Annotated in this window: 11 protein-coding genes; 3 read left to right on the top strand and 8 right to left on the bottom strand. The window is 60.0% G+C overall.

The window, feature by feature from the left end:
* Positions 1 to 4: 4 nt before the first annotated feature.
* The 3 genes from WKI41_RS03855 to WKI41_RS03845 all read left to right on the top strand — a co-directional run bounded on the left by WKI41_RS03855 (position 5) and on the right by WKI41_RS03845 (position 4,125).
* The gene (locus tag WKI41_RS03855) at positions 5 to 1,528 is read left to right on the top strand and encodes a gamma-glutamyltransferase family protein (RefSeq protein WP_340192318.1); all 1,524 of its coding nucleotides are present in this window, start codon (positions 5 to 7) and stop codon (positions 1,526 to 1,528) included.
* 1 nt (position 1,529) lies between these two features.
* Entirely contained in the window at positions 1,530 to 2,750 is a 1,221-nt protein-coding gene (locus WKI41_RS03850; protein WP_340192170.1) for an amidohydrolase family protein, read from the top strand.
* 136 nt (positions 2,751 to 2,886) lie between these two features.
* The gene (locus WKI41_RS03845; protein WP_340192169.1) at positions 2,887 to 4,125 is read left to right on the top strand and encodes a M24 family metallopeptidase; all 1,239 of its coding nucleotides are present in this window, start codon (positions 2,887 to 2,889) and stop codon (positions 4,123 to 4,125) included.
* A gap of 33 nt (positions 4,126 to 4,158) precedes the next feature.
* Here WKI41_RS03845 and WKI41_RS03840 read toward each other — a convergent pair whose 3' ends face one another.
* From WKI41_RS03840 to WKI41_RS03805, 8 genes are read right to left on the bottom strand one after another with little or no spacing between them, the layout of a single operon-like run.
* Positions 4,159 to 5,070, bottom strand: coding sequence for an ABC transporter permease (locus WKI41_RS03840; RefSeq protein WP_340192168.1), 912 nt, complete (start codon positions 5,068 to 5,070; stop codon positions 4,159 to 4,161).
* Complete coding sequence (locus WKI41_RS03835) at positions 5,067 to 6,152, bottom strand: ABC transporter permease (protein ID WP_340192167.1); 1,086 nt, start codon at positions 6,150 to 6,152, stop codon at positions 5,067 to 5,069. The genes WKI41_RS03840 and WKI41_RS03835 overlap by 4 nt, the downstream gene beginning before the upstream one ends.
* A complete protein-coding gene (locus WKI41_RS03830; protein WP_340192317.1) occupies positions 6,149 to 7,693 on the bottom strand; it encodes an ABC transporter ATP-binding protein in 1,545 nt (514 codons plus the stop codon). Before WKI41_RS03830 ends, WKI41_RS03835 begins: the two co-directional genes overlap by 4 nt.
* A gap of 48 nt (positions 7,694 to 7,741) precedes the next feature.
* Complete coding sequence (locus WKI41_RS03825; RefSeq protein WP_340192316.1) at positions 7,742 to 8,839, bottom strand: BMP family ABC transporter substrate-binding protein; 1,098 nt, start codon at positions 8,837 to 8,839, stop codon at positions 7,742 to 7,744.
* 31 nt (positions 8,840 to 8,870) lie between these two features.
* Positions 8,871 to 10,250, bottom strand: coding sequence for an amidohydrolase (locus WKI41_RS03820; RefSeq protein WP_340192166.1), 1,380 nt, complete (start codon positions 10,248 to 10,250; stop codon positions 8,871 to 8,873).
* A gap of 5 nt (positions 10,251 to 10,255) precedes the next feature.
* Complete coding sequence (locus WKI41_RS03815) at positions 10,256 to 10,930, bottom strand: glutathione S-transferase family protein (protein ID WP_340192165.1); 675 nt, start codon at positions 10,928 to 10,930, stop codon at positions 10,256 to 10,258.
* On the bottom strand, positions 10,927 to 11,772 hold the full coding sequence (locus tag WKI41_RS03810) for an aromatic ring-hydroxylating dioxygenase subunit alpha (protein WP_340192164.1): 846 nt from the start codon (positions 11,770 to 11,772) through the stop codon (positions 10,927 to 10,929). Before WKI41_RS03810 ends, WKI41_RS03815 begins: the two co-directional genes overlap by 4 nt.
* The gene (locus WKI41_RS03805) at positions 11,769 to 12,422 is read right to left on the bottom strand and encodes a Rieske 2Fe-2S domain-containing protein (protein WP_340192163.1); all 654 of its coding nucleotides are present in this window, start codon (positions 12,420 to 12,422) and stop codon (positions 11,769 to 11,771) included. The genes WKI41_RS03810 and WKI41_RS03805 overlap by 4 nt, the downstream gene beginning before the upstream one ends.
* Positions 12,423 to 12,592 lie beyond the last annotated feature (170 nt).

Here is a 12,592-nt window from a genome sequence, read left to right as displayed (position 1 = left end):
GGGCATGGTGACGACGCCGCATCGCGCAGCGAGTGAGGCCGGAGCCAAGGTTCTGCGACGGGGCGGCACGGCAATTGAGGCTGTCATTGCAGCCGGTGCGGCATTGACGGTGCTTTATCCGCATTTCTGCGGGCTTGGCGGCGATGCGATCTGGATCGTCGCGGACCGCGAGGGTCGCCGCCAGACCATCATGGGCGTAGGCCAGGCAGCTGAAAACCTGCCGAAGTTCGATGTCATTCCGACGCGAGGGCCACTCTCGGCACTCACCACTGCGGCACTCGTCGATAGCTGGGGCGAGGCGCTGAATTATTCCCGCAGCCATTGGGGCGGTTCGGAGGGCTTTTCCACTCTGCTTGGCGATGCGATAGAATTTGCAAGTGGCGGCTTCCCCGTCAGCCAGTCACAGGCGCATTGGCACGCATTTCGACGAGACGAGATCGATGCATGGCCCGGGGTTTCGGCCTTCTTCGTCAAAGAAGGCATCCAGCGCCAACCGCAGCTTGCCGCAGTGCTGGAAGAGGTCGCCCTTCAGGGGCATCGGACATTCTATGAGGGCGAGGCGGCTCACCGAATTGCAAAAGGTCTTGAGGCGGCGGGTAGTCCTCTCCGCAAACCCGATCTGGAAAAGACATTCGCGAGAATGGCTGAACCGCTGTCTCTCACCTATCGTGATGTCGAACTGCTGGCGCCCCCGCCGCCATGCCAGGGTGTCACGACGCTTTCGATCATGGGCATCCTGTCGAATTTAGCCATGCAGGATATCAGCCCGGAGTCTCCGGAGTTTTATCATCTCTGCGCAGAGGCGATCAAACAAGCGTTTCTGGAGCGCGGTGGCATCGCCGATCCGGATCACGTCGCACAGAAATGCGATGCCTGGCTCGCACGGGATTTTCTCGCAGCCAAGGCCGGGAGGATAGATCGGAATGTCGCCATGCCGTGGCCTCAGCCATTCCGCAATGGCGATACCGTGTTTCTTGCGGCAACCGATGCGCAAGGACGCTCGGCTAGCGTGCTTCAAAGCACCTATTACGATTGGGGCAGTGGCGTGCTGCTGGAAGACACCGGCATCCTCTGGCAGAACCGCGGCGCAGCATTCAACACCGACCCCAGGAGTGCCAACGTCATCGCCCCGGGCAAGCGGCCCTTTTACACGCTCAATCCGGGCATTGCGCTCCGTGATGGAAAGCCGGCCATTCTCTATGGCACGCAAGGAGCCGACGGTCAGCCGCAGACACTGACCCTGCTTCTGAGCCGCCTGATCGATCACGGCTTCGATCCGCTCTCTGCATTGTCGGCACCCCGGTTCCTTCTCGGACGTACCTTTTCCGACAGCCGTGACAATCTCAAGATCGAGCAATCTGTCGGCTCAGACGTCATCGATACGCTATCACGCTACGGCCATGGGGTGGTCGCCATTCCAGAACTCAGCGCGCTTGCGGGTCAGGCAGGGATCATCAAGATTGGTGATGATGGCTGGATCGACGGTGCACATGATTCCCGCAGCGATGGTTGCGCGGTAGGAGTGTAAGATGCGCGCCGATTTTCTTCTCCGAAACGTTCAGACAGCAGCGGAGACTGGCGTTATCGACATCGCTATTCGCGACGGGTTGATTGTCGACATGCGGCCCGGTATTCGATGCGATGCCATCGAGGAGGAGGATTTCGACGGCAGGTTCGCCTTTGCCGGCTTTGCCGACAGCCATGTGCACCTGGACAAGGCCTGCATTTTGGAGCGTTGTACGATCTGCGAAGGCACGCTGCAAGAAGCTGTGCGCGAGACGGCCAAGGCCAAGGCGAATTTCACGGAAGACGATGTCTTTGATAGGGCAAGCGCCGTCGTGCGCCAAGCCATCATGCACGGCACGAACCGCATGCGGACTTTCGTCGAGATCGATCCGCGCGTCGGGATGAGGTCCTTCGAAGCGGTCAAGCGGTTGCGCGAGCGTTATGCCTTTGCCATCGATATCCAGATTTGTGCTTTCGCTCAGGAGGGGCTGACGCAGGAGCCTGAAACGGAAGCCATGCTTGATGACGCCTTGAGCAGCGGTGCGGATCTTGTTGGCGGATGTCCCTATACCGATCCCCGCCCGGAGGAGCATGTGCGCCGTATCTTCGCGCTGGCGAAAAAGCATGATGTCGATATCGACTTCCATCTGGACTTCAGTCTCGACCCGGCAAAAACCGATTTACCGGCGGTGATCGATGCGACAACAGCCAATGGCTATGAGGGTCGGGTTACGATTGGCCATGTCACCAACCTTTCGGCGCTAAGTCACGACGAACGTTCGACTGTTGCCCGCACGATTGCGAATGCAGGCATCGCGCTGGTCGTTCTGCCAGCGACTGATCTTTTTCTCATGGGGCGCGGGCAAACCGCGAATATTCCGCGGGGCATTACGCCCGCTCATCTTCTTTCGACAGAGGGTGTTCGCACCGCGATTGCGACCAATAATGTGCTCAATCCCTTCACGCCCTTCGGCGATGCGTCGCTCGGACGGATGGCCAATCTTTATGCCAATGTGATGCAGCTTTCGCGTGATGACGATATCGATCAGGTCTTTGACATGGTCAGCGAGCGCGCGGCTTCGATCATGGGCGTCGATCATCGACTACGGATCGGTGGCCCAGCCGATATCGTCATTTTGGATTCCGTCGATTGTCGTCACGCCGTCCGCTCGTCGGCTCCTGCGATTGCCGGATGGAAGGCGGGGCGAAGAACTTTTGCCCGTCCAAGGCCCATCATTTTTTGACCCGGTCTGATCTCGCTCATAGGAGCTGCCTTTAAGCCCTACCCAAGTGCATGGCTGGGATGGGTGGCCATGAATCCAACTGGCATCATCCATCGGCCTCAGCTAAACCGAATTCAGTTTTCGCATGGAGGTGGCCTTGAGCGATTTGGATAGGAAACGGGCAGAGCGGTTGATGCGCGAAGCTGGCCTTGATGCGATGGTTCTTTTCCAGCCCGAAGCCTTTCAATATGCGATCGGCGCGCCGGCAGGCGTCGCCACCATGTGGGGCAGGGCGGGGGCTGCAATTGCCCTCGTGCCACGCGATGCGACGCTTTCACTTGCTTCGGTCGTCAGCGATCATGCCCTTCCGGTGGTTCTGCAAAAGGCTCCGGATGTTGAGGTCCGCACGCATCGCATCTGGATCGACGGGGTCGATCTTTCAGGCGTTAAAGCGATTTCCGGCATCGATGGCGCGTATAGAGGCTCCGGCGTGGCGGGGCCGAGACCGGAAACCTTCGATCGGTCTTCCTGCTTCAATCTCCTGGCCGACCTCTTGATGGAGAGAGGTCTTGGCGATGCGAGAATCGGGGTCGATCTCGAATTCATGCCCGTTGCCGATTTCGAGGCTTTGAAAACATCTATTCCATCGGTCCACTGGGTCGATGGCTCCCTTGTGCTGAAGTGCCTGCGCGCCATCAAGACGCCCGTGGAGATTGAACGGCTGCGGCGGGCGGCCATGGCGGCTGAGGCCGGCCTTCAACGCATGATGGACGCCGTGTCTCCTGGAGCTTCGGTCGCGAGCCTCTCGTTGGCATGGAAAGCGGGCGCACAGGAAGCCGCGACGGCGGGTGGTTTTGTGCTGAGCGGACATTGGGAGTACATCTCTGTCGGGCCTGACTTGTCGAATGGAGCTGCAAGGGTCACGCCGGGCGCTTTGATCAAGGCCGATGTCGGAACACTGGTCGACGGATATTCATCCGACGGTGCGCGCACCGTGACCTATGGCCCGGCATCGCCATTGGCGCAGGATATCTTCAAGGCGCTTGAGTCGGCCTTTGACGCAGGGCTCGAAAAGATCAGGCCCGGCAACACGTTCGGCGCGGTGCATGATGCCATGCTCAGGTCCATGCGGCGCGATGGGTTTGGCGAATATTATCGCGGACACTTCGGTCATTCTGTCGGTGGCAGTGTCGGTATCGAAGAATGGCCGTTCTTTTCCGCCGGCAATCCGGAGATCATCGAGGCTGATATGGTGGTCGCGCTCGAAGCGCCCTTCTACGGCCAGAATTTTGGCGCGCTGATGATCGAGGATCAGTTTCTGGTGACGTCAAACGGCACGCAATGCATGAACACCCTGCCGAGAGGTCTGCGCGATCTTGCGAGGGGTGACGTCTGATCGGCGTTCGTTCAGACGCTTTCCCATTTCTCCTTATCGCTCGAAGGGTTCTCCGAGAGACGCAACGCCGTTCAGTTTCAGCAGCCGCTTGTTGGCGGAGATGATACCGAGCACGATGATGGTGACAAGGTAAGGCAGGCTTGAGAGGAACTGCGACGGCAGTTCCACACCTGTTGCCTGGGCAGCAAGGCTCATCAACGAGACCGCACCGAACAGGCATGCGCCGAGGAAGATGCGACCCGTCAGCCATGTGCCGAAGACGACGAGCGCAATTGCGATCCAGCCACGTCCGGCAATCATGCCGTCTGCCCAAAGCGGCGTGTAGACGACGGATGCATAGGCGCCGGCAAAACCCGCCAGCAAACCGCCAAAGGCAATGGCCGCGACGCGAACGCCGACGACGGAGTAGCCGATTGCATGCGCGGCCTTCGGGTTTTCACCGACAGCACGGATTACCAGACCAGTCTTGCTGAAGGCAAAGCCCGCCCAGATGGCGAGCGTCAGAAGAAGAGAGAGCCAGACGACGATATCCTGCACGAAGAGACCGCCGATCACCGGAAGGTCGGAAAGGCCAGGAATGGCTATTTTCGGCAGGCCCCTGACGGTCAAGCTCTCATAGGTCTTGCCGAACAGCGCCGATAGGCCCTGGCCGAGAATGCCGATGGCAAGGCCGGTTGCCACCTGGTTGGCGCGGAAACCGAGCACAACAAGGGCGAAGATGAGGGAGAGGAGGACACTGGCGAAGCCCGCCGCGAGGAAGGCCAGTGCGTGACCACCGCCATGATAGACGACGATAAAGGCGATGACTGCACCGAGCGCCATCAATCCTTCAACGCCGAGATTGAGGACGCCAGCGCGTTCGACGACCAACTCGCCCAAGGCCGCAAGCAGAAAAGGCGTTGCGGCAGCCAGCATGCCGGAAAGGATGAAATCGAGCGCGTTCATGCCGGTTTCCGATCTGCTGGTTTCGGCCATTCGAGGCGATAGCGGACGAAGGCGACCGCGATGAGATAGGTGACGAGCAGGGTGCCTTGAAAAACGCGTACTGCGGCAATCGGCAGTTCGGCCGAGACCATGGCGTTGTCGCCGCCAATATAGATCACCGCCATGACGAGCGACGACAGGATGATGCCGAGCGGGTGCAAACCGCCGAGATAAGCGACGATGATCGCCGCATAACCATAGCCCGTGGAAATGGACCGTTGTAATTGTCCGATCGGCCCTGCCACTTCTGCAGCTCCCGCAAGGCCTGCTGCAAAGCCGCCGATCAAGAGCGAGAGCCAGATGGCTCGGCCTTGGCTGAAACCGGCATAGTCGGCTGCGCGCGGCGCTAGCCCTCCGACCTGCAGCTTGTAGCCCAGGAAGCTCTTTTGCATGAAGACGTAAGCCACAAGAGAAAAGAGGATGGTGAGCGGGAAGGACCAGTTTACGCGGGTGCCATCGATCAGCAGCGGCACCATGGCATCATACTGAAACATCACGGATTGCGGAAAGTTGAAGCCGTTCGGGTCCTTCCACGGGCCGAGCAGCAGATAGTTCAGCACCTGCGCCGCAACGAGGCTCAGCATCAATGAGACAAGAATTTCGTTGGCATTCAGCCGCACGCGCCAGAAGGCGGTGATGGCAGCCCAAAGCGCGCCGCCCACGGCGCCGCAGAGCAGCATGGCAGGCCAGATCCAGCCGCCGGTCGCGTCAGGATAATAGATCGGAATGGCAGAGGCGAAGATCGCGCCGAGGATGAATTGGCCCTCGGCACCGATATTGAACACCTTGGCGCGGAAGCCGATTGCAAGCCCCTGCGCGATGAGGAGCAGCGGTCCCATCTTCAAAAGCACTTCGGAAAAGGCGGCCCAGGAAAGGAACGGCTCCAGCAGCATGGCATAGAAGACCGCTACGGGATTTTTCCCCATCACGGCATAGAGCGCCAGATTGATGAGGGTGGCGATGGCAAGCGCTGCGAGCGGCGCCAGGATCGTCGCGGTCAGCGAGGCGCGTTCGCGGCGCATAAAATGAGGGAAGGCGCTCATGCGGACAGCTTTCCGGCGGAGAGGTTTTCGGTGGGAGCGACCGCGTCTGCGCCGATCATATAGCGCCCGACATCTTCGACGCGCGTTTCGGACGTGGTGAGCGAGGGGCTCAGCGTTCCGGCATTCAACACCTGGATGCGGTCGCAGATTTCGAAGAGCTCTTCGATCTCTTCGGAAATGACGAGGATCGCCATGCCGGCATTTCGCAAAGCGATCAGCTTTTGACGGATCGCCATGGCTGCACCGATATCGACACCCCAAGTGGGTTGAGCGACGAAGAGTAGTTTTGGTCCGAGCATGATCTCGCGGCCGACGATGAATTTCTGTAGGTTGCCGCCGGATAGCGCTCCAGCCTCCGCATCTGGTCCTGGCGTGCGCACGTCGAAATCGCGAATGCAGGTTTCTGCGAAAGCCTTCGCACCAGCCTTGTCAATCAGACCACTTTTCAGCAGACCGAGCGGATGGGCGGTCAAAAGGCCGTTGAGGGTGAGCGATAGTTCCGGCACGGCACCACGCCCGAGGCGGTCTTCCGGGACGAAGGCGAAACCGAGTTTGCGACGGCCAGCAGCATCGAGGCGACCGACATCCTCTCCCATCATGAAGATGCGATCCTTTGCCTCGCGCCCGAGCCGGGTTTCTCCGGAAATGACGGCGGAGAGTTCCGCCTGTCCGTTGCCGGAAATGCCGGCGATGCCGACAATTTCTCCCGCCTTTACGTCGAGCGTCACGCGCTTCAGCGGCACAGCGTAGGGATCGTCCGGCGTGTGGTCGAGGCCGATCAGTTCGAGGCGCTTGTCGCCAGTCTCGGCAACGGTTGCGGTTTTGATTTCCGGCATGTCACGGCCGATCATCATGCGAGCCAGATCGTGGGCATCATGCTCGCGCGGGTCCACATGGCCGGTGACTTTGCCACCGCGCAGGATGGTGGCGCGATCGCAGATCGCCCGGATTTCCTCGAGCTTGTGGGAAATGAAGAGGATGGAAACGCCGCGCTCGCGCAGGCGTTTCAGCGTTTCGAAAAGCTTCTCCACCGATTGCGGCGGCAGAACCGAAGTCGGCTCGTCGAGAATGATAAGCTTCGGATCGGTCATCAGGCAGCGAATGATCTCCACCCGCTGCCGTTCGCCGACCGAGAGCGCATGCACATGGGCGAGCGGATCGACTTCAAGGCCGAAGTCGCGGCCTAATGAGCGAACCTTTTCGATCAGTTCGTTCTTTTTGCCCGGCACGACCAGCGAGATGTTCTCGACGACCGTCAGCGTTTCGAAGAGGGAGAAATGCTGAAAGACCATCCCGATGCCCTGGCGACGGGCCTCGGCGGGTGAGGCGAGCCGGATCGGCTCGCCCTGCCATGTTACCGTACCCTCATCCGGCGTTTCCACACCATAGATCAGCTTCATCAGCGTGGACTTGCCCGCGCCGTTTTCGCCAAGAATGGCATGGATCGAATGCGCCGCTACGTCCAGATCGATCGCCTGATTGGCGCGGATCTGGCCGTAGCTTTTCGACAAGCCGCGAAGCGAAAGCAGATGTGCTTTCATCGGTTCGCTGCCTACCGATGTCGAGAGAGTTGGCTCAGACATGATCGATCACTTCGGCAAGGGGGTGGTAACGCCCTTCACGTGCCAATCCATGGCGATGATTTCCTTGTCCGTCAGGGTCTTGCCGGCTGCCACACCTTCTTTGCCATCAGCCTTGGTGATAGGACCGGTGAAGGGCGAGAAGCTGCCGTCGGCAATCTTTGCCTCGGTTTCCTTGATTTTCGCCATGGTCTCTGCCGGAACGTTGGGGTTCCAGTCGATGACCTTGACCACCTTGTCGGCCATGCCGAGGAAGGCATTGGCGCCCTTGAAGGTACCCGCCATGTGTGCCTCGACCTGCGCCTTGAAGTAAGGCGACCAGTCGGTCGCAACGCAGCCGAGATAGGTTTTCTGCGCGTAGCTCTTCATTGAGGAGTTGAGGTTGAAGGCGTAGACGCCCGCTTCCTCGCAAGCCGAGATGACGGATGGCGTGTCCTGCGCATTGGAGAAGATCACATCGCAGCCCTGCGCGATCAGCGCCTTGGCGGCTTCCTGCTCCTTCGCTGGATCGAACCAGGAGTTGACCCAGACGACGGACACCTCGATATCGGGTTTGACGGACTGGGCGCCGAGCGTGAAGGCATTGATGGAGGTGATGAGTTCAGGGATCGCGAAAGCCGAGACCGAGCCGAGTTTACCTGATTTCGTCAGCGCGGCGGCTGCCATGCCCATAAGATAGGTGCCCTGGAAATATTGGGCCGCGAAAGGCGAGAAGTTCGGCGCGACCTGAAAGCCGGAGGCGTGCAGGACGCTGACGTCCTTGTTGCGGCGGGCGATCTGCAGCGCGCCATTCTGATAGCCAAATGAACCGGCGATCAGGAACTTGTTTCCGTCGGCAACGGTCTTCGTCATGATACGGTCGGCATCCGGACCTTCCGGGATGTTTTCCAGAATCGTGACTTTTACCTTGTCGCCATAGGCCGCCTTGACCGGCTCAAGACCGGCCGCCAATGCATGGCCCCAGCCGACATCACCGATGGGAGATGGCACGACGAGCGCGATGCCGAGCGGCTTGTCTGCAGCAAATGTGGCGCGCGCGCCGACAGCGCTGGCAAGACCGGAAAGCGCGACGCCCTTCAGAAGCGTGCGGCGGTTGAGTGAGTTGATCATGATGGTTCCCCTTGTTGGTTGTGTTGTTTCAAAAGCCGGTTGTCGCCAGCGCCGCTTCTGCGTCGGCGAAAAGTTTTCCTTCATCGAGACCCGTGAATTCGCCCTTCGCCCAGACGATACGGCCATTGATCATGGTCATGTCTGTCGGTGCGCCGATGCCGACTTTGGCAATCAGGCTTAAGGGATCGTGGCGGGTGCCGACGTAATCCATGCGGCGGGTATCGATGGCAAAGAGATCGGCGGCCATGCCGGGCGCCAGACGGCCGATATCGGCACGACCAAGCAACTGAGCGCCGCCCGTCGTCGCATAGCCGAGGAAATCGGCCGGTGCCGGCACAGGATGAGCGCGCGTCGAGGCGACCAGGCATTGCAGCATATAGGCGGAATGGATGCAGTGCATGAGGTTGGAATTGTCGTTGGAGGCGGCGCCATCGCAACCGAGACCCACCGGCACGCCAAAAGCGCTCATAGCCGGAATGTCAGTCACTTCTGCACCGACGAGATAGACCGGTTCAGGGCAATGGGCCACGCCTGTGCCGGATGCTGCCATGGTGCGTAATTCGTCGTGGGTCAGTTCCCAGCAATGGGCGTAAAAGGTATCCGGTCCGGCAAACCCCATCTCATGCAGATAGTCGACGGTACGAAGACCGTGGCGTGCACGGATCACCTCGCTTTCGCCCTCGCCTACATGGGTGTGAAGCCGGACGCTTTTGTCGCGGGCAAGGCGGATCGATTCCACGAAGGTCTCGCGGTAGCCGTTGACCGGCTGGCAGGGCGCGACAACCACCTGGCGCATGCTGAAAGGTGCGGTGTCGTGATAGGTCTCGATCAGCCGCGCGCAGTCGGCGATGAACTCGTCCGTCGTCTCCCGCATCTCGTCGGGAATGGTCGATCCTTCTGATTTGGGCAGCGAGTTGCCGCCGCGACCGGCGTGGAAGCGCATGCCCAATAGATCAGCCGCCTCAAATTGCCGATCGATCAGCCTTTTTCCCGCATGACGTGGGAAATTGTATTGATGATCGAAGGCCGTTGTGCAGCCGTGCTTGATCATCTCGGCCATGGCCGTGACCGAGGAATGGTAGAAGCAGTCCTCCGTCAACCGCGCGAAGATCGGGTAGATTCGATCCAGCCACTCGATGACCGAGAGCTTCGTCCAGTCGAGATCGGCGCGGTTGCGAACGAAGCATTGGAAGAAGTGGTGATGCGTGTTGACGAGGCCGGGATAGACGAACCAGCCGCTGGCATCGGTGATCTCGGTACCTTCGGGAAGCGGAGCATTCGCAAGGTTCTCGCCGATGGCCTTGATCGCCGATCCTTCCGTTAGGAGATCGACATTGCGGCGCACGGACAAGCCCGTACCGTCATTGACGATCACGGCGGCACATTTTTGCAAGAGATGCCCGGCCATGCGCGTCACGCCTCTGCCGTTCCGGTCAGCGCTGGCGTCTCATGCGGGTCCGGCTTCAACTCGTGCAGGCGGTGGATGCCGGGCATTTCGATGAAGCCGTCCAGCGATCTGATAGCCCGCATCCACAGGCGAATGGAGGGATAGGCATCGAGCGATACGCCGCCATCGGGCGCCAGCGCCACATAGGGGAAGCAGGCGATTTCGGCGATTGTAGGCGTATTGCCCACCAGAAATGCCTCGCCCTTCAGCCGTTGTTCGAAGAGGGCTGCTTCGAGCTCTCTGAGCGCGATCACGCCGCTTGAACGCAAGGCGTCGATATCGCCCGGACGATGCAGCATCTCATGCAGGCGTGCGCCGCCGAGGCTTGCCGTCAGACGACCGGAAAAGGAGAGCCATTGCTGGATGCGGGCAGCTGTTGCGGGCTCGCTGGTACCGAGCCATGCGGGAGCCGCGTTGCCTGCGATGTAGACGAGGATGGCGGAAGATTCGGTCAGAACAAGATCACCGTCTACCAGGATCGGGATCGCGCCTGCCGGGTTCAGCGCCAGCAATTCGGGCCCGCGATGTTCCGCACCTGGATGAAAATCGACGGCGCGCAGCGTCAGCTTGAGGCCGGTGAGTGATGCCATCAGGCGCGCTTTGTAACAGCTCGGCGAGAGAATGTAGTCGTAAAGGATCATTGGGCTACCAGCTGTGCGCCATAGGTGAAGTCATGGCGTTTCAGCCAGCGGCGATAGGCGACGGATGTGAGATCTGCACGGGTGGGAATTTCCATGCCGGGATCAAGCGGCAGGCGGCGCGGGATCTGGTTTTCGAGGATCGAGCGGTCCTGCAGGAAGATCATCTGTTGGAAGTGGATGAGATCGGTCATTGGCGTCTCATCGTCGTAGAGCGCCATCCAAGGCCACACGTCACACAGTTCTTCCGTCAGTGGCTGGACAAAAAGGGTGATCACGTCCCATTCGCCAGGTTTTGGGGGGCAGGTCTTGTAGAGCACGGAGCAGGTTGGTGCTGGCACGCGGTACATATATTCCGTCGTGATACCACCGCTGGCCGACTTGGCTGCCTGAGGCTGATAGAATTTCACCTGCGTTGCCCAGACCTCATCGGCGTCCTCGCGGATTTCGACCTTGTAGTTCTCCACTTCCGTATGCGGTTCGGAGCCAAGAATGTCGGTGTGGACGAAGGGAAAATGAGCGATGTCGAGAAAGTTCTCGACGGCGCGCAACGGGGAGCAGCGAACGCGGACGACACCGACATCGACTAGACGACGGCCAGGCTGCTCGACTTCCGGAATATCGAAGAGAGGTTTTTCAGGTGCTCCGAGTGACGACCAGACATGACCGTATCGCTCTGTTACGGGAAGCGCCCGACCATCAGCGGTTGCGACCTCTGCCTTGCCTTCGCCGTTGCAGGAGACACGGATCGTCTCGCCCATAAGCAATGTCGCTTGCCCCGCAGGCTTCAGCCGGCTGATCAAGCCGACAGGATACCACTGGTCGATCATCGCGTGGCGGCTCATGCGGCTTCTCCCCGGTTGGCAGCGGCCTCGGCCTGGCGGCGCAGTGTTTCCAATGCGGTCGATGCGGCTATTTTCTGTGCTTTGGTTGCGGTGGTGTCGACCAATAGATGAACAAGCAGCGCCCCATCTTCCCCCGAAGGTGCGGTCAGCAGGCGCGCCTTTATACCGTCGACGGCCCAGTTGACCGCGTTCTCTACAAGGTCGGCGCCGATACAGGCAGCAAGCGTTTCGGCTGTCGTTGACAGCGTAACACTGCGCAGCCCGACCAGGCCCTCATTCGACGGCATCTCGGCTGCGTTCTCGTCTGCCGTCACCCAAATTACGCCGTCGCGCTCACCAGCCCGGTAGGTCGCGACGCGGATTGCCTCTGGCGGCGTCAGGCTGGGATGGGCCGGAATGGCAAGACAGTTTCCGGACTTGCCGTAGCGCCAGCCGTGATAGATGCAAGACAAGGCTTCACCACGAACGAAACCGTGCGATAGACGCATGCCCCGATGAGGACAGCGATCGGCGACGGCAGAAACCGCACCGCTTTGCGCACGCCAAATCGCCAGTTCCGCGGTGGCCAAACGCACCGGGATGACCGCCGCCACCGGCAAGTCCGTCGACAGCGCGACCGGCGTCCAGACGGGGGCAATTTCCTGGGGCATTTCAAAGTTCCGAATGAATTGAGGGGCTTTGCCCCAGCAGAAAGACAAGGTCAGCAGGCAACACCGCGCGACACAAGAGGCACGTTTGCATAATTTTTCTGCACTTGCAACTGTGACTGATATTTACGCAAACACTCTTTTTGAGGTGTGCCGGCGCTTTACCATCACCG

Origin of the sequence: Agrobacterium larrymoorei (genome assembly GCF_037722385.1) — a bacterium.
Taxonomy (GTDB): Bacteria; Pseudomonadota; Alphaproteobacteria; order Rhizobiales; family Rhizobiaceae; genus Agrobacterium; species Agrobacterium larrymoorei_C.
This window is presented reverse-complemented; position numbering and strand designations above follow the sequence as displayed.